Source organism: Lyngbya sp. PCC 8106, from assembly GCF_000169095.1.
GTDB lineage: Bacteria > Cyanobacteriota > Cyanobacteriia > Cyanobacteriales > Microcoleaceae > Capilliphycus.
Map to the genome: position 1 here is coordinate 39,221 of NZ_AAVU01000040.1, position 22,312 is coordinate 61,532.

Below are 22,312 nucleotides of genomic sequence, written 5' to 3' on the forward strand. Positions count from 1 at the left end.
AACAGGTGACGATCCAGTTGCCTTTTGGCGACAAATGCGGTAACTTTTCCTTCAGTTGGATAATCACCTTGTTTTTGGGTTCGCCTGTTATGACTCCTCCCCTCTCCTCTGCGTCACCGTCTCCCTCAGCGCGTCGAATATCCTGGGGTGTTGTGATCGTCCTTGCAGCTTTGTTATCGGCGATATTAGGCGCAGTTACGGCGGCGTTTTTACCCACAGATGAAAATACACCCGATCCCGCTTCCAACGTCCTTAACCAATTTTGGCGCGATCGCTTTGGCTACAAACTCACTCGTCCAGTGAATATATTGGTGATGGGAATTGATCGCACAGAAAACACCGAACCCAACTCACCCGAAAGTTTTCAAGGACGCAGTGATACAATATTATTAGTACAATTTGATCCTACAGAAAAATCAGTTAGTTTGTTATCGATTCCTCGGGATACAGAAGTTGAAATTTCCGGTGTTGGGATTGGGAAGATTAATGAAGCGAACTATTGGGGTGGGGCTGAATTAGCAACAAAAACGATTCGTCAAACCCTCAATCAAATTCCGATTCATCGCTATGTGCGTGTCAGTAGTGGGGCGTTTAAAGAGTTAGTTGATTTATTGGGAGGAGTAGATGTATTTGTTCCGAATTCGATGTCTTATATTGATAATACCCAACAGTTAAAAATCGATTTATCCCCTGGATGGCAAACAATTGATGGTGAACAAGCTGATCAATTCGCCCGTTATCGGAGTGATGCTTATGGGGATATTGGGCGGATTCAACGACAACAAGCTTTAATGCAAGCGATTCAAACAAGATTACAAAATCCGAATATATTACCTCATTTACCTCAAATTATTCGGGTGATGCAAAAATACATTGATACAGATTTAAGTTTTAATGAGATCCTGAGTTTAGTTAACCTGGGCTTGAATCTAGAATCTGAACAGTTTAAAATGGTAACATTACCGGGACGGAGTAGCACCACAGAAGAAACTTATAGTAGTTATTGGATAATTGATGAAGTTCAACGCGATCGCATAATAGCCGAATATTTTCAACAAAATTTAGACACCGATTCCTCCGCAGACTCAGACTCAACTTCAAAAACTTTACCTCTTGATCTCAAAATTGCGATTCAAAATGCGTCGGGAAATTCACAAGTCGGTGAAAAAATAGCGAATTCTTTAGTCAATCAAGGTTATTATAATGTTTATATTGTTCCCGACTGGCCTGATAAACAACGTCAAACTCAGATTATCGTTCAACGAGGGAATTTATCCAGTGCAGAAGCCTTAAAAAATAAGTTAGGTTGGGGTGAAGTAGAAGCTTCTTCGACTGGGGAAATTGGTTCAGATTTAACTTTAAGAGTTGGATCAGATTGGGTGAATAATTTTTAACCTTAAAAATACAAAGAGATTATGATTATTAAAAATTGGAATAAAGATATTTTGCGATATGGTTTCAATGCGATACTCTTAATCCTTCTTGCTATCTTTTGGGTTTTATTAACTGCAAAACCTGCTTTAGCAATTTCTTAGACTCCTGTATGGACGAAGCTTTGCGCCCAATCCCTCATAGGGATTATAGATGATTTCAACTTGATAAACCAAGTCAGGGTGTCGTTGCTCTGAGTTTCAATCCCTCATAGGGATTATAGATGATTTCAACTGCTGGTTGAATTAATCCTTTGTTGATTTTGATTCGTTTCAATCCCTCATAGGGATTATAGATGATTTCAACAATTATCTCATTGGCGACAAAAACGTGACCTGCGACAGTTTCAATCCCTCATAGGGATTATAGATGATTTCAACTCACTGTCGAGGAGCAACCATCTACAATCCTAAAGAAGTTTCAATCCCTCATAGGGATTATAGATGATTTCAACCCGTTTCCCTTCATCCTAAACTTTTGCTCTTGTGTTTGTTTCAATCCCTCATAGGGATTATAGATGATTTCAACTTTTTGTAATTAGGATCAATCCCTGCTACGCCTGCGTAAGTGTTTCAATCCCTCATAGGGATTATAGATGATTTCAACCTGTTCAGCTTCTAGATGACTTTTGAGAACATTTCCTGTTTCAATCCCTCATAGGGATTATAGATGATTTCAACCGACAGAAATTAGATTCAACAAGCTTTAATCCGTCGTTTCAATCCCTCATAGGGATTATAGATGATTTCAACCGAAGTGGCAAAAACAAACTCACAGAAGATCTTAAGTTTCAATCCCTCATAGGGATTATAGATGATTTCAACTTCTGATAAGGTCATCTCGGTATGCGTTTAATGTGGTTTCAATCCCTCATAGGGATTATAGATGATTTCAACATAAAGACTAGAAAGCTAGAAGGTAAAACCAATTTGTTTCAATCCCTCATAGGGATTATAGATGATTTCAACTTCTAGCGTATCCGGCTATCACTTTTGAACTAGTTTCAATCCCTCATAGGGATTATAGATGATTTCAACAACGGGGAGGTCTAACCTATTCTCCCTCCCCGTTTTATTGTTTCAATCCCTCATAGGGATTATAGATGATTTCAACCCATAATTTAATCTACTGAAAAGACTTTTTTGAGGTTTCAATCCCTCATAGGGATTATAGATGATTTCAACAATCACTAATATCATGTGTCCTCCATAGGGTGTTAAAAAATGTTTCAATCCCTCATAGGGATTATAGATGATTTCAACAAAAATTTTTTCCTTCGTGCCACCATCGCGCTTCTTGTTTCAATCCCTCATAGGGATTATAGATGATTTCAACATCCATCAAAGATAACGGATCACGGGATGATCTGTTTCAATCCCTCATAGGGATTATAGATGATTTCAACAAATTCACCAGATGGTGAATAAATTGATTTTAAAGTGTTTCAATCCCTCATAGGGATTATAGATGATTTCAACCATACTTAATCATTTTGTTGATATCAAACTACAACATCATTATAGTTTCAATCCCTCATAGGGATTATAGATGATTTCAACCTTCTAAAATATAATCAGTTTGTGTTCTTAGCTGTCTATCGTTTCAATCCCTCATAGGGATTATAGATGATTTCAACCAGCGAGAACTTTGCCAGTTAATCCAGGAAAAGCACTCTATTGTTTCAATCCCTCATAGGGATTATAGATGATTTCAACTGCGGTCGCCTCAAAAGCACAACAGATTAAGTTTTCAAGGTTCGTTTGCGCCCGGTTAGGCTTTCTAAGATTATAGGTGATCATCGCGTTCCTGTCAAAACTGCTGAAACCCTTACCAGATGGGGTGCGCCCACCCCTTAGACAACCAAGACCGTTCAAATCTACACAGAACAAGACTTACAGCCATTTTGTCACGACGCCTGATTTCTACACCCACCTGGGGGCGCATCATACCAGAAAAATCGAACAATCCCGAGGCATTTCACCGCCAATCCGTTCCACCTTACCATGACAGCACTCACAGAGAAAATAAAACCGAATACTGTCTTTCTCCGCGTTAATTTGTTTACTCAAACGACGACGTAACTTCGCGTATTGAGTTTTTGTCAAATCGCACTCAAACACACTATATTGCATCCATTGTCCATAGGATTTGAGAATACTGTGAATTTTGGTGCGGCGTTTATCTTCAGAAATATCGTAGCTAATGACAACAAACATAACTTTTCCTCAATGTAACTTTTGAGTCAAGGGGTAACAAACAAACCGCTACCCCTTTTAGATTTTCAAGTTTTACTTCAAAACCAAAGGCGGATATTTATCTGTTTCTTCCATTAGATATTTAGCGAGAAGTCGCGCCTGAATTTCAAAAGATTCTTGATAAGTACACTGACGTTTGAGAACAGGATGCTTGAACTTTGATTGTTTCTTTTGTTCATACAACCGTAAAAATATTTTAAGTCCTTCTGGAGTTAAAGACACAGCGTTACTCAGAGGTTCAGTGATAAAGTCATTACAAGACAATAGTTTATTATTAATCGCACTCAACACAACTGCATCAACAATAATGGGTCGAAATTCTTCCATTAAATCTAATGCTAGTGATGGACGACCATAACGTTCTACATGAAGATAACCCAAATAAGGATCAAAACCCACAATATTAATTGCACTTTGGATATCATGGCGTAATAAAGCATAACCAAAACTGAGCAAAGAATTAACCGGATCAGTCGGCGGACGACGATTGCGAAATTGAAAACTAAAGCCAGAATTACTGTTGATTAATTGATTGAAACAACCAAAGTAAGCTGCACTTCCAGCCCCTTCTAATCCTCGTAAAGAATTAATCGAATTTTTGGAGTCAATAGGAGCGATTACCTGTTCTATTTTTGTGATACTATCTTGTAAATCCAGTTCAGTATATTTACGACTACGGCGCAACAAAGTATTCCGATAGTTCTTCAACTTTCCGCGTACAAAACCCTGAACCGCATGAATAGCTTGGGAAGACTCACCAGCCGCCGCCCATTGAGATTTTCGCACAAAAATATTTTTGGTTAATTCGGGTTCCAAACGTCCTAGATATTTACCTGTTTTTTTCAAAAATGTTAAAGATATTTTACGTTCCAAAAGTTCCATAACAACCGCAGGAGAAATCGTTGCACGACCTAAAATGATAATTCCTTCTACTTTAATCAAAGGAACATCAATCAGTTTTTCTTTGCCCAGTTTAACGATCAGTCGTTCGTCAGTTTTGCCAATAAAAGCGTCTTCTTGAATGATGTAAATAGTTCCCATTTGTTTTAACTCCTGATTAGATTATGAAGGTTGAGTGATATTTTATCTAGTGTTTAACTGGTGTTAAATTTGATTTAAACCAGTAATTTTGTGAAAGTTAGTTACTTTCTTGATAACGTCCAACTTTTTTAGAAGCTTGGGGTAAACAGCGAGAATAAAGACTACACCCTTTGCAACGTGGCTTATAAACAGGTTTTGGCATTATTCCCGTATTAAATAAAAATTGAATTGCTTCTATTGTTGCGATCGCACTTTCTCGTAAAGCGGCTGAAATTTCGACTGGTTGACGTTGATGAGAATGAGCATAATAAAGATAGCCAACCTCTATTATTTTTCCTGTCATTTCCTCCAAACATAAAGCTTGGGCGCATACTTGTAACTCATCATTATCCCATTCACCTCGTTTTCCACGTTTGTATTCAACTGGGTAAATTTGACCTGATTCTAATTCAATTAAATCTGATTTTCCGATGAGTTTATAGCGTTCTGATTTCAACCAAATTGCTCGAATTTGTTCAAGTTCGGCTCGAAATTCTTGGCTAACTGTGTGAACTCGTTCATGTAAATGAGTCCCCTCAATTGTATATTCGTTATCCTCAAATTCACCTGCACAAAACATTCGCCAGCAACGATGAGGACAATAAGCATATTGGTTTAATGCAGCAATTGGAATGTATTCTTGAGGGGACAGGTTACAGGGAACAGGGGACAGATAATTGTTCATAGCAGTTAATAGATTGATTAATTTTTACTTTGAAGTATCCGGTTACGAAGCGTTGTTAGCATTTTGCTGATTTCAGTAATTAAATATAAGGTTGGATGGGCTTGATTTTCAGATAAATAATTGAGCCGAACAGCCAACATCAAAAAAGTTTCTGTTTCCATAAGCGATCCTTTAGCAATTGCCAAAAAATGGGCATAATCTTTACCCGATCCTCGCGCATGACCTTCCGCAATATTTGCTGGAACTGATGCTGCCGACCTTGTAATTTGTGCGGTGAGTCGATAGATTTCTGTACTGGGAAAATGTGTTGATAATTGATACACTTGCACAACCATATCCATCGACTTTTGCCAAACAATTAAATCCCGATGTGATTGAATTTGAGCCATATTTCCTCCCCTAAAATCTATCGCCTATAACCTTCTTAAACTTTCTGTCCCCTGTCCCCTGTCCCCTGTTCCCTCCTTCTGTAACCTCCTCAACATTCCCATTCCCATCGGTGTTTTTCGTCCAACACCACAATAAAAGGCAAAATCAGCCAGAGTATTCACCTGTTGAATGATCTCCGGTTCAACATTACCCAATAACCGATAATTCACCTTACCAACACAACCAATAAATTTACTGCGAGAGTCAGCAACCATTTCAGTTTTGATATTGAAAAAACTGGGAAAAATCGAATTAAGAGGAAGTTGTTTAAATTCAATCCCACTGTATTTATTCCAGCGATTTAAAAGGCTATTAAAAATTATTTCCGCAGTCGGGAGAGATGTGTCAAATTTTCCTTGACGAAAAGCAGTAGGAGTACAAAAAATCAGCGTCATTGAGCGATCGCTATTAGAGGCTTGCTGGTATAATTGAGAGTAGGAACAAGTATTCGCCCAGGGTTGGGTTGATTGTGGCGTTGCCAAAACACTGGTAATCTTTAAATTAGCTGAACCTAAATGCCAAGGTTGATCAGGGTTGAGATTTAACCAAAGGTGAGTCAGTTTGCTAAATAAACCCTCATCCAGTAAAGAAATACGCCACCAACAGGGTGTTCCCACAGAAATAGGTTGAGAATGTTCCCACTGTAAAGTTTGTTCAACTCGTCGGTGTTTTGAACAAGTTTGTAGAGGACTCAAGGTGAAAGATTTTTCTGTTTTTGGTTCATGTAAATAATCCCCTAATTGTTTATCAACAGAACTAACAAGCGTTAGAAATAAGGCGTGTAAATGTCTTCCACTCAGATAAGTTGGAGAAATCGAAGACAAAGGAATGAGGTTCAAGACAAGGCTGTAAGGCATTTGAGTGTTAGGGAATATCCAAAATGTGTTGCTAGATCTTTAGCTAAAATTTCGAGTTCAAAGATTTTGCTAAAGGTATAAGATTGATTTAGTTCAAGGAAACGCATTTTCCATCCTAATTGCTTCTAAAATGATATTTCATTCGAGCAGGAATTTTAAGTTTCAGGGGTTCACTTAACTGATAATATTCTCCTCTCATTTGCACATTTTTAATGAGGCTAACGGGCGGCATATTTACCACATCGTAGCTAATAACTTGATGAGTAAACATGACATCTAAAGGGTTCAAGGGATAAGGAAAAGTAAATTGCTGTTCGGAAGTAGAAGATTTAACCTCCTGGGTATTTAAAACTGTCACCTCAGCTTTACTCATCCATTTTCCTAACCGAATCCATTTTGGTAATTGCAAAAGTTTTTCAGAAATTACGAAGAATTCAAAAATACTTTCGGGTGCAATTTCTTTTGTTCGTCCAAAACTGGGAATATTTTTCTGGGTTTTCTCCATTTCTACATGATAGTTATTGTTCGCATATTTCCAAGTATTGAGAACCGCAGCATGAGAAACTGCACGGGCGGGAGTGACATAAATTCCCTGTTGGTTTAAGGAGGTTAGATGTGCCTCGTATTGAGGAACTTGTTCAGCACAAAAATAGCGATAGGAATGTTCCTCAGAAACCGTTGTTGCGTGAGTTTCACTATCGATTAAACCCAGTGCGTAACAAAGGGCATAGTTATGTAAAATGGGTTCAGTTTCGTACAATCGCCCAATTTCACGAGTCGCAAAATAGAGACTATCATGCAGTTCTAATTGATAGGATTGAATGATTGCCATAATGATTAGTTTGCTTCAGTAGTTGCTTTTCCTTTCGATTTACTTTTCTTTGAACTAATATGCTTTTTAGCGTAAGCTTTCGCTTCAGTATCCGCTTGTTGTAAAATCTGTATAATTCCTTCTTCACTTCGGGTTAAAGCTTTCACTTCTTTCAGTAACGGTGTAAACCCTTCACCCAAAAAGTCAGTGTGAACAATAAATTCGTCTTCCATCAGTTTTTCAATAGTTGTTGTCGCAGCAGAAATTACATCATCTTCATCTAAAGGATCGAGATCACCTAATTTATTATCTGTTTTTAACTGATCATAAATGGCTTGAGTCCAACGCAGATTACTAACAATTTCTCCATCAGCAAAAACAACGCCAATCAGTTCATTTCTTAAGCGTCCTGTGCGAGTGGTTTGGGCGCCATAGTGACGAGTTCGGAGAATATTATTAAACACATATAAAAAACTGGCTTCTGTCGGATCTTTGAGTGTGACAATACTCGGAAAGAAAACTTGAGGTTTGATATGATCTTGCTGGTTTATTCGACTGGTTACTTCTCCAGGTGTTGAACCATTTTCTCCTTTTGATGCCATTGTTCCATTTTCAAAGGGTGCATTCAGGGTAAAACTTTCGTGAGATTCATCAAACGCTGTAATTGAAAATGCTGTGTCTACAACAACTTTTGATTTTTCTGAACCGGAGTCGCCAATGGCAAAACCATAAATAATACAGTCGGGATTATCCATCGCAAATTTAACGTTATATTCGCAGTCTTCAGCCGTCATAAATTCATATTTTCTCAGCAATTCTCGACCTACTAAGCGTTCTGGAGTAGACTGTTTCCGCTTGAACATAGAAAGGCGGCTAATGGGGTTACGGTCTTCAATTCCGGCACGAACTCGCGCTTTATTCAATTCGCCATCAGTTTGAAATAGAGGATAGGATTCAGTCACACGAATAGTCAGAAAGTGAACATATTTCCCCATCGGTTTGTAGGGGATTTCAGTATGAAAGTGTTTAGCATCAATGGTTTTTAGAATTGCCATAATTGTCCTTTATTGTTGTAACGTGAGTTGTTTATTTATTCAAGGAAAATCATTCCAGTGTGACTATCTTGGTCACTACCCATACATAACTTAAAAGGGTGATAGTTTACTTCTAGCTAGAATCTAAAAAAAATAGCTTAGGTTTATTCTTATTCATTTTTTTTTGATTGTTTTGAAGCCTCTAATTTACTATTCTCTTTGTCATCTTCTAGACGATAAAGAAATTCGCAGGTATCTCGAATTAAGTTGATTTGACGACCTGCTAAACGGGCGCGATCACCTTTAAAAGAACCATAGAAAACATCCTCAACAAAATACTTTGCAAACACTAAAACAGCTTGACGTTCTTCTTCACGATGACTATAGATCCAGCGTCCTTCTGCGGTGGAAGCATGAACCCGATCCATCAGTTTAAACACCTCAGCCGCAACTACAGAAATTAAGGCTTCTCCTCGAAAACTTGGATCGGCTTCAAGGATGGTTTTTGAAGCAATATCAATCGGCTTTAAAACTGCATTTGCTTTCGGATTGTATCGCTTATTTGCCCGATAAAACTGGCGGTATAGTTCGGTTAATGTTTTTGGATGGTTTAGGCTAGATTCTTTTTCCACAATCAATTTATCCTCTTTTAAATTATACACAACATAGGGATCAAAGCAAGGATAAAAATAGTAAGCATAAAGCCTAATTTTTTCTATTCTTGCGGTTTCTACACTTTGTCGTCTCACCCATTGATTCAAATAGGCAAAAACGGACAAAGGACTGGTTTCAAAATCATTAGCAAGTTCGGATAATTTTCCCCAGTTGGCATCATAGCCAGACTTGCCTTGTTTAGCGTTAACATCAAGATGAATGGCATAGGCTGCGGTTAAAACATTTAGAGGAGAGGAATATTTTTTCCCGGCTTCTTCCCATCCTTCTAAAATATAGTCTAACCGAAATCTATCCCGTTTTGTTAGCACTCGAAAAGCTTGCGGCGCACTATCTAAGAATACACTTTCTTCAAATTCTGCACCATCATTAAAAGGGGGAATGGGTGACTCTGAAACAACTGTTTTTACATCTAAAATCATCGGAAATGCAAACGCTAACCAAGTCGGCATTACCCAAGACTCTGTATCAGTTGGATCGCGTCCCGGTGGCAGTGCCATGAAGTAAAATGTTAACGGTTGATCCTCTGGATAAGATAGCTTAAAGGTGCGATCTTTTTTGTGATTTGAGTCGGTTTCCGGCAACTCTTTCTTATATTGTAAGGCTTCATCGATTAAAAAACTATCAACACTTTGATAACGACTGCGTTCAAAATTTGCCTGTAAATCTTTACTAATAAAGTGATTGCGAATGCTAGTATCAAATCGGGTTTGTGCAATATTTTGATAAGCTTGTTGTAGAAATTTGTTCGTCTCTGGCGTAAAGTAATAGGTCGGATAAAAATACAGATAACGGTATTTTCCATCCTCAAACCGCTTACCGACTGCTTGAGTTTGATTCATTAAAATCTGTCTCAACATCATTTCTGTTCCTGCAATACTGGAAATATTACGCTTGGCATTAGAACCTCCCAACATTTGTTTATTTGTATACACTTGCGGCGTAAATAAAACGGCTGACTCCATTTGTTCAGTAACGCTATAAGGAGAGTGGGAAATTGAACAAATTAATTGCCGTCCTCGTCCCGATTTTTTGGCAAGTTGATAGTGGTTTAACTCCTTTAGAAATATATCGGCTGACAATGAATCAGTTGTGGGTTTTCCGGGTAACATCACGACTCGCATCACCCACTCTCGCAAGTCGTCCCAACCATCGGGTAAAGTGTACTGTTTTACAATCGGTTCAATGAGTTGATTAATGTAATCAATAACCTGTTCACAGTGTTCTCGAACATCTTCAATACCTGGATTATTCTGAATATATTTAGCCGCAAGAAAATACCATTCATAGGGAACTCCGCCTGTATTTCCTTTAAGTTTGTTTGCTTTGAGACTTTCATTAATCTTTTGAATCTCTCGAATTTGAGGGGAATATTGTTCTAACTTCCAGAATTTAGCGACTTCGTGAATTAAGTCAAGATGAGGTAATTCTGGTAGTTTTTTGTTCTGTTTCCTTTCTTTTTCTATTTTATTAACTTGTTCTCCCCAAATTTTTCGACTGATAACATCTCCAAATTCCGCTATCTGATCAATCCGAATATCGTCTTCAAAGATAAAATTATAATCAGCAGGTAATACATTCTGTTGTTGAAATCTGACTAAATTATCACTGCGACTTTTAGCGACAGAACTTTTTTTAGGGTTGAGAACACGTAATGTTGCTTTTAATGCGACCTTCATTAAGCCAACTGTATCAAAAAACTGTTCATAATAATCAGCATATTTCATGCCTTTACCATCTCGACCAAATCCCATTTGACTGTCAACTAATCGCCGAGAACAAAAACTTTTTATTTTATCAATCACTCGCTGAGGAATCTCTGAAGCTGAGATTTGAGGAGAGTTTTTTTGTGTGAGATAGATAACACCTGTGGGTAAGTAAAGTAAGGGTTCATAATAAGTTTTATTTTCTGTATTTAATGCTGTATGCGCCTCCATTAAGGCGTTATTGACAATATTGGTTAATACTCCTCTATTTTCAGCAATACTGTGATAGGTAAACTGAACTTGTCCGTCACTGAGGCTATGAATTAACTCTTTTAGTCGAGTATTTTCAGCATCTTGAGGATGTTTAATAATTGAAGCCAGAGAATCAGCTAAACAGGTTAACTCCGATAAACAAACCAATGTGCGATCGCGTAACTGAGGATTCAACCCAAACACTGAAAAATTCCAATTTGTATCCCAACGTCGTTGTGCATTATACGCCACACAAAGTAAGTCATCAATATAATCTTGATAAGCATTTGGATCGTCTGGATTAATAAAATAGTCTAATCCTAACTGTTGGACTTTATCAGTGATAATTTGGCGATGTTCTTCTATTGGAAGTTGACGACAGTTTTCAGGTGCATCGGGAAATTTTTCAAAGTCATGGAGAATAAATCCAGCAATAACTAACCGTCTCTCTTGTTCTCCGACAACTCGTTTAATTGTTGTATCTAGTTTTTCTAAGCGTTGTTCGATTAAATTGGCTGGAAATAAACCATTCAGGAGATGTGTATTTAAAGATTGATCACCTGCATTATCCCGACGAACTTTTGTTTTTCCCTCAGCTTCTCGTTTTTCATCGAGTTCATCGAAATACTTACCTCCTTTTGCGGTTACTCCAATTGCAACTCTGAGTAAATTAGGGAGAACATACTCGGCAAAATCTGTCATCACTGCATCATCAGGATTTTGTGAATGAATCGCTTCTCGCAGTAACTTTAGGGTTAAGAGTTCAGAGATTTTTGGTTCAAAGATGGGGTCATAGGACTCAAAGTTTAGACCAAATTCTTCATCTTCTAACCAGCTATCATCCTCATCTATTTCTGTATTGATAACTTCCGGTTGATCAAACAGAGAGAGTTGTTGTCCTTCGGGTTCTGATTTGTGACGTTTCTTAGCCATAACTTACTTCCTGATAGAATCGATAAATTCTGTGACTTGTTGAATAAATATACAAAGGATACAGCTTTAAAGCCTTTTGAATAAATTTGAATCAAGTGAAAATTCAGAAAAAGAGGCTCTATAAGCTCTATAAAAAAACTGTAGAGCCTCATTAATTCAAACTTAAACGTAGTATGGTCTAGCTCTAGCGGAGTCTTGTTTTATCTCCTTGAGTTAGGATTAAGAACTGCTGAATTGCCGGTTTAGCTTCTGCTGAGTGAATCCCATCTTGATCAAGCTGGGCTTGAAGAAGTCGCACACCTTCCTCGATTAAATCAAAGCCTTTCCTGGCGTCTTTCCCACGCACCTTTTTCTTATACTCTAAAAATGGCTTCTGAGAATAAGGGATGAAAAGCTGAAGCTGCTCTGAGTTTTCAGAGTTACGTTTTTTTGGCATTTTTTTGTCCTTCTAAACAGTTAGGAGAACAAACCCCACGAATTTGGTCACTAGAAGAGAGGTTGTAGATAAGAGACAAGCCTAAAAACCGTCCATCAAGGAGGGCGAGGCGTACAGCTCTGTGTTCCTACTCGCGCTCGTTTCTCACCAGATCGTGGAGCGTTCTCTACTTCAGTATACCCGGTAGCTGACATAACCATCTGATTAAACTTCATAAGTAGTAACTTTTTCACAAGTTTTTGCTGATTTTTGAACATAACTCTTGCAATTTTTACAGTCGTTCTGTAACCTTAAATATAAGGGTAGAAATACAAAAAGTTTTGTAATAATCCCTATGAGGGATTGAAACAATGCCTTGTGAACCTACTGGCGTTCGTTGCTCTACCCTGCGTAATATCGCTAAAATCCCTATGAGGGATTGAAACCCTAAGCCATCCATATTTCACCTCCCTGGCTTTTCAGCCAACTAGCTAACGTATCAATTAATAAAGCCGACTGTCCAAAGGCGATCGCATAGGGTGCGCTACCATGAATACTGTTGCGATCGCTAATGGGATAAATTTGAAAGTGCATCGGTAGACGCAACCGCATCCTTACCTCAGCAACCGGAAACCGCAACACATAGCAAACCAACGCCTTTCGCTTCAGTCGCTTGTTAATTTCACCGATCCAATAATTCTCAGGTTGCCAAACTTCTATCCCTTTTAATATCTGAACATCCCAAGAGTCAGCCACCACCTGTAAATCACCCGAATAAGTAAATTTCCAGTTCAATCGTTCCTCACGGTAACGCAACAATTTCATAAACCCTAAACAATATTCAAATCTACCTTTAGGAATGGGTGTTTCAGTACGATTGACGACTTCTTGACGTAATCTTTTAAATGCAACTTCTGTCATCGTTTCAATCTCCAGATGACTTAAAATTCCGGGTAAATCATAGGTTTTAAACCGATCCACTTCATTGGATTCTGTTAAATCATATAAACCGCATTGCAAGGCACTCGAACCTCGAAAACTCGCCGCTTCGTCAACAATTGGATTCCCCGTTTTGCGATCAAAATCATCTCGCCATTCTTCCCCTAACGCTTTAATTCTTCCTGCGACTTTTCCTAAACTGGTTTGAAAGACTTGCTGACAATCTTGCTTAAATTGTTGCTGACTGCCTTGATACTGCTGTTTAATGGTTTTATGACCTAATTTCCAACACAACATCACCGACTGAACTGCACCCCATTTTTGATAATATCCTCGAAAGTCATTAATTTGGCGATACTTTTCTCGAATTTGGTCATAGAAGAAACAGCGATCATAAATATCATTGGGTTTTAAGGGAGATTCATCCCCTGAAAACAGGCGTTCAACGAGGAAGTTCGGGATTAAAGCATAGGCTGTAAATTGCTGAAATTTAATCTCTTCGACCTGGCGTTCATAGCCGCTATGTCTTCCCAGTCTTCCTAAGCGTTGAATGAAGTTCCCCGCATCGGCTGATTCAAAAATGAGGAGGTTAATTTTGAAGTCTACCCCGACATCAATTGTACTGGTTCCCAACACTAAATCTGCGGCAAGCGATCGCATTTTTTCGGCTTTCCCAGATAACCCGGTATTTTCCCCCACTGTTAACCCTTTGGGTTCAAATACATCGCGAAAAAATGGCACTAATCGTTTGACAGCAGCAATGGAATTGAGAATAATTGCGCCTTTACTACCGGGATGCTGTAAAAAGTGATCCAGAATGCGATCGCTATTTTCTTTTAACCAAGTTTCTGACGCGCCTGCGGTTGATTCTAGGGAAATAAAGTTAAGTTCAGTTTCTCGTAATATATTACGCCATCCTTGAGATTCTAACTGTTTAGACTCCTCAATTGAATTGGGAAATTGATACTTATTTTCTTCTAAAGGGTTAATCTGTTTAATCCGAAATCCGGCGAGAGTTAATTTTTCGGTTAACTGAGATTCTGGAGTAGCGGAGAGGAATACAAACTTTTTGTTGCGGTTGGTGTTTTTAATTAACAGCATCGTATTAATGACGCTAGAAATTTGAGGCGCAGAGAATACATGAAATTCATCAAAGATAAAAACATCAAAATCTTTATCTATTTTTCCCCAGAGTTTATCTGGACTATCTTTTGGCATTAGATAGGAACCTTGATGGAGGTAGTGAAACAGATCTGGGTTAGTTAAGAGGATTTCAGATTGACCTGAACGAGTAGCGATCGCCGCCGATTTTCTCAGCTTTTCATTCTCGGCATAAATTTCTAACTCTGCACTACTTAAACGGTTGACACGGGGTTCATATTTGGGTTTAAACTGTTCAATATATCCTTGAATTTGAATCTCTTGGTCGCGAGAAAGTTCATTCGTTGGATACAACCCAATTGCATAAAAATTGGTTGAAAGTGTTTCTAAATAAGCCGCTAAACTTTTGCCATCTCCGGTAAAAGCAGTATTCATAATCACGTCAATATTGGGATTACGGATTGCTTTGAGAGTTTCGACTTGATGCCACGTTAAACACCAACCGGGGGGAAGTTTGACATCTGAGGGAGTCTCGTCCGCCGGACAGGAATAAACGGGTTTGAGGGTAATTTTGTCATCGGACTTATCCATAAGTTGTGTCCGTAAGTTGTTGATATTGCCTATAATATCGGTGAAAATAAAAGAGTGTCAAGAAAAATACAGAAAAAGTATACGGACAAATATGAGTCGTAAAGGTCAATCAATTACGTTGTCAGTTTCAGAACGAGACAAAGCCGAACTTGAAGCCCTGGCGTTGGAGTATGGGATGACGTGGGGTGAACGCCCAAATATCTCGAAGTTAGTGGAAGCGATCGCCCGTCACAAACTGCTGATCACCGCAAATAACGATTGGTCACCCGAACGGATCAAAGCTTTGGATACTGCGAGGTTAGCATTAATGGATGCGGGAAAAATGGAAGAAGCAGTTGCAATTGCCCAATTGTTGTGCGATCGCAGTGAACTGACGATTCCGTTTCGGACTGAAATTGAACGTTTTCTGAATAACCCTCAACCCGCTTGGCGACAAAAGATAGATAATCTGATTCACCGTCAGCAACCTTTTCAGTTATCCTATCGGGATGCCGCAGAACGTCAGTGGACTTATACCATTTTACACGCCCGAATTATGCCGATTGAAAAACGCGAATATTTAGTCTGTCGTTGTCAGGAATCGGAGGGAAATCGGGATGTTGAAGAACTGCGGCATAATTGGTCATTACGATTAGATCGGATTCAAGATGCAGCAGTCATTTCTATCGATAAAGTTTGGATGTCTGACTTAGAACGGTTAGCTGTTGAGTTTCAAGTCTATCAAGGATTAGCGTTTAGTTACCAACGTAAACTGGATGATACTTTTGTCAGTGAAATTGAAGGTAAACCCCGAACAAGAAAAGTGGTGAGAAATATTTTTAGTAGTTTTTGGTTTCTTCGGGAAATTGCACCGTATTATGAAGATTGTCAAGTAATTTCTCCAGATAGTATCCGTCAACGAATACAGCAAAAATTACTCTTAGCTTGTCAGAATTATGATCTAGAAAATGGGAAAACGCCCAACAATTAAGTTGAGCATTTTTTGTCCGGGCTTCGTAAACTATTTCTAGGTATTCTCGTTGAAGAACGTTTATTTTTTCTATTTTTTCTGGGCTGCGGGTTTGGGTTTGGGCGGCCCGAAATAACCTTTAAAAATCTCGTGGGCAATGGGGGCGGCAGACACTGAACCATAACCCCCTGCTTCGACGGCAACCGCGATCGCAATTTCTGGTTTATCCGCCGGCCCAAACGCGATATACATAGAATTATCGGGTTTTCCAGGGATTTCTACCGTCCCTGTTTTTCCGCCCGTTAAAGGAATAGAACCATCATTTAAACGGCGTCCGGTTCCTTCTTTAACCACAGAAATTAACCCTTGACGAATCACATTTAATGTAGCCGGAGAAATCGAGGTTTTTACCCGTTCGGTTTCCGGTGTATTGGTTTGAGAAGCCAGTAAATGAGGTTGAACTCGCCATCCCCCATTAGCAACTGTTGCCGTCATCACCGCCAATTCTAACGGCGTTACTAATACTAATCCCTGACCAATTGACATCGAAACCGTATCCCCAACATACCAGGGTTCACCATAGTTTTGTTCCTTTTCAGCCGGTGTCGGAATTTGACCGTGATTTCCACTATCAAGTCCTAAAAGATCTAAATCAATTGAACCGCCAATCCCTAATTCTCGACCCCATTTTGAAATTTGTTCGGGGCCTGCTTTCATCCCCACTTGATAGAAAAAAGTGTTACTACTAACGGTTAATGCTTTTTGAAATCCAATTACCCCATACCCTGCATTATTGTATTCGTGGAAAGAAGTATTCCCCACAGTAATCGCCGCCGAAGTCATTAATGTAGAATTGGGTTTAAACTTACCCGACTCGATCCCGGCAGTGGCGGTAACAACTTTAAAGGTACTTCCAGGCGGATACCCTTGCATGGCGCGATTAAGAAGCGGATTTTCTGACCCTTGCAGTTGATTCCATTCTTTTGCTGTTAACTGACGAGTAAACTGGTTTGGATTGTAATTTGGACTACTAGCCATCACTAAAATCGCCCCGGTTCTGACATCAATTGCCACAGCCGCCCCCCGTCGATCGCCTAATTTTTCCTCGGCTATTTTCTGTAATTTATAGTCGAGAGTCAGTTGAACAGACTTTCCTGAAACGGGTGATTGTAAGCCTAATTCTTGAATTTCATTTCCTTTGGCATCAACTTCGACTAAACGATTTCCCCAAACCCCTTCTAACTCAGAATTAGCTTTGTATTCAACTCCGCTTTTCCCGACAATCATTCCCATTGGATAATCGGAATTTGCCTTCAATTCATCCAGTGTAGCTTCTCCGATGTATCCTAAAAGATGGGAGGCTAAATTATTATTGGGATAAGAACGTCTAGACTCACCGCGAATTTCAATCCCTCTTGATTTGCCCATTTCTTCTGCTAAGGCGACGAACATGGAAGGATTGATATCTTGATAAATTCGCACAGGAAGCCGAGAACGATATCCGGCTTTTTCGAGTTGTTCTAAAATTTTGGTTTCGGGAATTTTGAGTATTCCACCTAACTGTTTAGCGGTTTTTTGCCATTGTTCGGGGGATTGTTCTTGAGGCCATAAAAAAACGGAACGGGATAAACGACTGGTGGCGAGAACTTCTCCTTTGCGATCAATGATTTCACCCCGTTTAGCGGGAACTGATGCCAGACGTAGACGATTTGTTTCTGCCCAAAGTCGATTATATTCTCCTTGAAGAATTTGAAGTTTGGCAAGTTGAATCCCATAGACACTCATTAAACCACTAATTACCAATAGTAGAATAATCCCTTTGTGGAAACGGGAACGTCTGACGGTGGAATGATGTACCTCTGGGGCAGTGGTTACATATTTGGGTTGATAGTCAAATAAGGTTTCGGTTGTCATAGGAATTACATTAGTGTATTATTTATTATTCCCGATGAAGGGAGGTCAAAATCCGGATAATATGATGAATAATCTAGAAGGTGAACCCGGAAAAAGCAAGGAGTGTAGGTATCTTTTTGGTGAATTATTAACGGAATTCCAAGCTTTAATACGTTCAACCTGTGGGAGTTAGCCGGGGTCAAGATTAAACCATTTTGTAACCCTTGATTTGGGGGTTTAATGAAGCTATCAACCTATTGTTCTGATGTTTGGCGATGCTGTTATCAAAGCAGATAGGGAATACAAGGGGTTCTAGATTATCAATCGGATGAGAGGGAAATTAAAGCGGATATTTAGATCGTTTTAATTCATCTACCCATTTTATTTTGTCTGGAGTGCTTCCCTATTTCTAAAGACGTTAGATTTTGCTTGGAAGTTCCTCAAAAAATGCTTGATTGTTGAACTGATATTTCTCTTTTTATGATCCGAATGTTTTCACCTCCATTAAAGCCGTTTGATAATTTTTGACTTGAATATCTATTCCCGTAATTGCTGTCCCGACAACAACGGCATAAGCCCCTAATTCAATTGCTTTTTGGGCTTGTTGAGGTGAAGAAATTCCGCCTTCACAAATGACCGGAACTTCTAGTTTTTTGACCATATTTTCCAGCAATTTAAAGCCGGGAGGAGTATAAGTTTCTGTGTCTTTTGTATACCCATAAAGTGTTGTTCCGACAAAATCTGCACCCGCTTTAACGGCTGCTATCGCGACTTCTAGGGTGTCTACATCTGCCATAACCTGTTTACCTAATTCTTGCTGAATTTGAGGAATCAGGGTGTTTATTGTTTCTCCGTTGGGACGATTTCTTAATGTCGCATCTATAGCAATAATATCAGCCCCCGCCTCGGCGATCGCAATTGCATCTGCAAACTGAGGGGTGATATAAACTTCAAAACCGGGAATTGATTGTTTCCACAGTCCAATAATTGGTTGTGTTATCCGTTCCCGCACGGCTTTGATATGATCGGGTGTATCAACTCGGACTCCGACTGCACCTTGATTAATCGCCGCTTTTGCCATTGCTGCAATTATAATCGGATCATGCAAGGGAGAGTCAACAGGTGCTTGACAAGAAACAATCAAAGATTGAGGTGGAATAAGATTTTGATCATGGGTCATTGTAAATATGAGCTGGTTTTTGCTATATATTCTATAATCTAACGGAGAATCGTTAAAAAGGGTTTAACCTTTTTTTGATATTTTATATTTCTTAATTTTTGATCATTGATACAATTTAAGGACACCCAGATGATGTCCCTACAAAGTGTTCATGTTGAGATTGTCTAATTTTAGGTTAGATTTCAGCCGGGGCTGTTTTTTTGCGAAGACTCAGTTTGGGTAACAGCGCATATTTAAGAGTATAACCGAAATAGGTGAATAAAATAATAATAACTGCACCAATTCCGACTGGACTAGGTATCCAAAACAGGGCTTCTAACTGGTTTACTTCTCCGGGTTTTAGTGTCCAAACCAGTTGACCATTTTGTTTAGAAGTTACAGCTAGAGGTTTGGGGTGGTCTGGGTTGATCCCATCAGATTCCACGAGTTTTGCACCCCAAGGTGTATCTAAACTAAACTGTAATTCTAGCAATTCTCCCGAACCAATCAAAACCTGTTCTTGGGTTGTCAGTAACGCCAGCGATCGCAAATCTAATTCTAAACTTAAATGATTTCGCAAAACAAAGATAAAATTATTTTGCGTTAGATCTAAATTCGATGAAAATTGAGGTAAATTATCTTCAATTTGATCTTTGAACTTTCCCTTTTGATCGGGACTAATCGGATTAAAAAACTGTTCAAACTTTTCTTCTAAATCTGCCCCATTATTAAACGGAATCGTCACTAAAATTTCTCGATCTGAGACTCGCTGTGTTCGTCCCTGAACCCTTCTAACCCGTTGTTTGAGACTGCTTACCCACTCATTAACACCATCCCGACTAAAGCCTGTTAAGCGTTCCGATAGCTGTATTGTTTGCTGAATGGTTCCGTGAGTTTGGCTATCAAATTCTATCCCGACATCGTATTCAACACACCCCGTTAATAACAAACAGGTTAGAAAAACGATGAATAGCGTTCGGATCGTTTTCATAATTCAACTCTCAACTTAGACAGTTTATGGCAATCTTTGAACAGTTTTAATACCCAATTTATTTCCGGGCGGCAACTCCCAACTGATTAAACAACATACTGGGAACATAAGAACTTCCGCCTAACCATTCCGGGCGATCGCTTAAATCTCCTAATTGTTTAAAGGCTTCAAAAATGTTACCTGCTACCATTGTATTCTTCAAACGGCCGACTATTTTACCTTTTTCGACTTTATAACCTAAATCCAAATTGACTGAAAATTCTCCAGCGAGTTGATTTGACTGACCCGCCCCCAACACTTGATCAACGATTAATCCTTCGTCCATACTAGCAATTAAATCGTCTGTAGAAGTGCTTCCTGGGGCGATACAAAGATTCACTAAAGAAGGCCCAGGACGGGATAATCCACCGCGAAAACCATTTCCAGTCGGCTGAACTTGACCGCGAACTGCCCACTTTCTATCCCAATAAAACCCTTGAACGGTGCCGTTGTCAATTAAAGTTTTAGAAGTTGTCGGAGTTCCTTCGTCATCAAAGTCACAAGCACCCGGCCCAAACTGAGGATCTTCTGATAAACTAAAGCGAGGATCAAATAGTGTTTGACCCAGTTTATCACTGAGAGGCGAGGATTTCTGAACAACAGTTTGACCGGATAACACGGTTTTAAACAACCGCCCTAACACCATCGCTACCGCCCTGGGAGTAAATAAAACGGGAAAAGAACCACTAGAAATCGTTGCTTTTTGTTCGGCGAGACGGTATTTTTGAATTAAATCTTCGACTAGGCGATCGCTTTCAATTAGTCTATCTCGGGCAATATCATAGGTGTAAATTTCGAGAAAATCTTCACCGCGAACCAGATTTCCGCCCAAACTTCCGCTTAAAATTTGACTGGATTGTTCGGCAAAAACGTCTTGGCTAGTGGCAATTTGTACAACTTGAGTGCGAACATGAAAGTCAACATTCACCAGAATTTCTGAATTGTAGTGATGAATTTGATCGATTAACGAGTGACCCAATTCTACAAGTTCTTGAGTTGTGGGGGGAGTGTAGGATGTTTTGGGGCTAGAATGATGATAATTTGCTGCAAATTCAAATTCTACCGGATCACCAATTTCTGCGGTTTGAATGGCTGCATCGATCAGATCATCAAGTCGGGTTAAATCAGTTGAACTAGCAAATCCTAATTTCCCATTATGAATCACTCGTAAAGCGACGCCTTGTTTGGCTTTGGTTTGTAGGGATTTGAGGCGATTATTTTCAAACTCAATCGGTGTATCTTGAGAGGAGAGAAAATAGACCTCAGCCGCATCGACTTTTTGAGTTGCCTGTCCTAATAGTTGCTCTAGAAGTAAGTTTACCATAATATTATTTTTGAAAGTTGCGGTTGGTCGGTTTATCGTTAGACTTTAGCCAATTTCCTCATTTTAGATCGGAAATTATTCCCAAGTCATTGTCCATTGCGTTTCGTTAATCTCGGCTAAAATTTCATCAGGATAAAGAATTCCAGTGTTTGTTTTTTCCGCCAGAATATGAAGTTCTATTCCTTCGGAGGGTTCTAACGCTTTTAATGAAGATTCAGTGGCTACCCGCATCGGTACAAAAAATTGATCTCCTGAATCTAAAGCTGGATCAACATATCGTAAAAAATTCATTTCAACGACGGGATCACAAAGTAAAATCAAAACTCTCACCAACTCAATAGAATTTTGGGGATTTTGACTGTTTTCAGGTGAGAAAGTTTGCACTTGAAAGGTGTCCATTTTTTCATCAAACCACTGTTGATAATCTTCACCTGGCCCCCATTGGGGATAATCACATTCAATATCGGCGACTCCATATCCTTTAATCTGATGGGGATGAACCCATAAACGATTAAATAAACGGTACATCGGAACTTTTTTATAGATTTCTTTGATTAAGAGTTTAGAATTCATTAGCGCAAGAAAATAATCAAGAGGTTAAGTCGAAAAATGGTGCGACGAAAAGCCCAAAAAACATTCAGTACAGGAGTCAGAATTTCCCCCAGAGAAAACTTCAAAAAATTAAAGCATTTCCGATTGCCTGAAGTTTCCCTTTTCCGGTAAACTAAATAAAGTATGAGTAATCTAACCGGATTTTAACTCAACT

Annotated in this window: 17 protein-coding genes and 1 CRISPR repeat array; of the genes, 2 read left to right on the forward strand and 15 right to left on the reverse strand. The window is 39.1% G+C overall.

Annotation, left to right across the window (positions count from 1 at the left end; translation table 11 throughout):
* Window positions 1-89: 89 nt before the first annotated feature.
* On the forward strand, window positions 90-1,394 hold the full coding sequence (locus L8106_RS22290) for an LCP family protein (protein WP_009786728.1): 1,305 nt from the start codon (window positions 90-92) through the stop codon (window positions 1,392-1,394).
* 164 nt (window positions 1,395-1,558) lie between these two features.
* A CRISPR array of direct repeats spans window positions 1,559-3,146; the repeat unit is 37 nt; unit sequence GTTTCAATCCCTCATAGGGATTATAGATGATTTCAAC.
* 228 nt (window positions 3,147-3,374) lie between these two features.
* Here the strand turns inward: L8106_RS22290 and cas2 are convergent.
* From cas2 to cas3, 10 genes are all read right to left on the reverse strand, one after another.
* Window positions 3,375-3,647 (reverse strand): CRISPR-associated endonuclease Cas2, encoded by a 273-nt coding sequence (gene cas2 / locus L8106_RS22295; protein ID WP_009786731.1) that lies wholly within the window; start codon window positions 3,645-3,647, stop codon window positions 3,375-3,377.
* A gap of 72 nt (window positions 3,648-3,719) precedes the next feature.
* On the reverse strand, window positions 3,720-4,727 hold the full coding sequence (cas1d, locus tag L8106_RS22300) for a type I-D CRISPR-associated endonuclease Cas1d (RefSeq protein WP_009786732.1): 1,008 nt from the start codon (window positions 4,725-4,727) through the stop codon (window positions 3,720-3,722).
* A gap of 97 nt (window positions 4,728-4,824) precedes the next feature.
* Window positions 4,825-5,451 (reverse strand): CRISPR-associated protein Cas4, encoded by a 627-nt coding sequence (cas4, locus tag L8106_RS22305; protein WP_009786733.1) that lies wholly within the window; start codon window positions 5,449-5,451, stop codon window positions 4,825-4,827.
* 17 nt (window positions 5,452-5,468) lie between these two features.
* Window positions 5,469-5,840, reverse strand: coding sequence for a four helix bundle protein (locus tag L8106_RS22310; protein ID WP_009786734.1), 372 nt, complete (start codon window positions 5,838-5,840; stop codon window positions 5,469-5,471).
* A 24-nt stretch (window positions 5,841-5,864) separates the two neighbouring features.
* Complete coding sequence (gene cas6 / locus L8106_RS22315; RefSeq protein ID WP_009786735.1) at window positions 5,865-6,737, reverse strand: CRISPR-associated endoribonuclease Cas6; 873 nt, start codon at window positions 6,735-6,737, stop codon at window positions 5,865-5,867.
* Window positions 6,738-6,852: 115 nt separating this feature from the next.
* The gene (cas5d, locus tag L8106_RS22320; RefSeq protein WP_009786736.1) at window positions 6,853-7,569 is read right to left on the reverse strand and encodes a type I-D CRISPR-associated protein Cas5/Csc1; all 717 of its coding nucleotides are present in this window, start codon (window positions 7,567-7,569) and stop codon (window positions 6,853-6,855) included.
* Between the two features lie 5 nt (window positions 7,570-7,574).
* Entirely contained in the window at window positions 7,575-8,603 is a 1,029-nt protein-coding gene (cas7d, locus tag L8106_RS22325; RefSeq protein WP_009786737.1) for a type I-D CRISPR-associated protein Cas7/Csc2, read from the reverse strand.
* A gap of 149 nt (window positions 8,604-8,752) precedes the next feature.
* On the reverse strand, window positions 8,753-12,145 hold the full coding sequence (gene cas10d, locus L8106_RS22330; protein ID WP_009786738.1) for a type I-D CRISPR-associated protein Cas10d/Csc3: 3,393 nt from the start codon (window positions 12,143-12,145) through the stop codon (window positions 8,753-8,755).
* Window positions 12,146-12,329: 184 nt separating this feature from the next.
* A complete protein-coding gene (locus tag L8106_RS22335; protein ID WP_009786739.1) occupies window positions 12,330-12,581 on the reverse strand; it encodes a hypothetical protein in 252 nt (83 codons plus the stop codon).
* Between the two features lie 426 nt (window positions 12,582-13,007).
* Window positions 13,008-15,191 (reverse strand): type I-D CRISPR-associated helicase Cas3', encoded by a 2,184-nt coding sequence (cas3, locus tag L8106_RS22340; protein ID WP_009786740.1) that lies wholly within the window; start codon window positions 15,189-15,191, stop codon window positions 13,008-13,010.
* 91 nt (window positions 15,192-15,282) lie between these two features.
* Here cas3 and L8106_RS22345 point away from each other — a divergent pair, with 91 nt between their 5' ends.
* Window positions 15,283-16,161: a WYL domain-containing protein gene (locus L8106_RS22345; protein WP_009786741.1), complete on the forward strand. Its 879-nt coding sequence runs from the start codon at window positions 15,283-15,285 to the stop codon at window positions 16,159-16,161.
* A 69-nt stretch (window positions 16,162-16,230) separates the two neighbouring features.
* On the opposite strand, the gene mrdA is transcribed toward L8106_RS22345, so the two are convergent.
* The 5 genes from mrdA to L8106_RS22370 form a co-directional block, all read right to left on the reverse strand.
* A complete protein-coding gene (gene mrdA, locus L8106_RS22350) occupies window positions 16,231-18,054 on the reverse strand; it encodes a penicillin-binding protein 2 (RefSeq protein ID WP_009786742.1) in 1,824 nt (607 codons plus the stop codon).
* A 457-nt stretch (window positions 18,055-18,511) separates the two neighbouring features.
* Complete coding sequence (locus tag L8106_RS22355) at window positions 18,512-19,213, reverse strand: N-acetylmannosamine-6-phosphate 2-epimerase (protein WP_009786743.1); 702 nt, start codon at window positions 19,211-19,213, stop codon at window positions 18,512-18,514.
* 175 nt (window positions 19,214-19,388) lie between these two features.
* Complete coding sequence (locus L8106_RS22360) at window positions 19,389-20,183, reverse strand: DUF3153 domain-containing protein (RefSeq protein ID WP_009786744.1); 795 nt, start codon at window positions 20,181-20,183, stop codon at window positions 19,389-19,391.
* A gap of 58 nt (window positions 20,184-20,241) precedes the next feature.
* Window positions 20,242-21,546: a TldD/PmbA family protein gene (locus tag L8106_RS22365; RefSeq protein WP_009786745.1), complete on the reverse strand. Its 1,305-nt coding sequence runs from the start codon at window positions 21,544-21,546 to the stop codon at window positions 20,242-20,244.
* A 75-nt stretch (window positions 21,547-21,621) separates the two neighbouring features.
* A complete protein-coding gene (locus L8106_RS22370) occupies window positions 21,622-22,119 on the reverse strand; it encodes a hypothetical protein (RefSeq protein WP_009786746.1) in 498 nt (165 codons plus the stop codon).
* Window positions 22,120-22,312 lie beyond the last annotated feature (193 nt).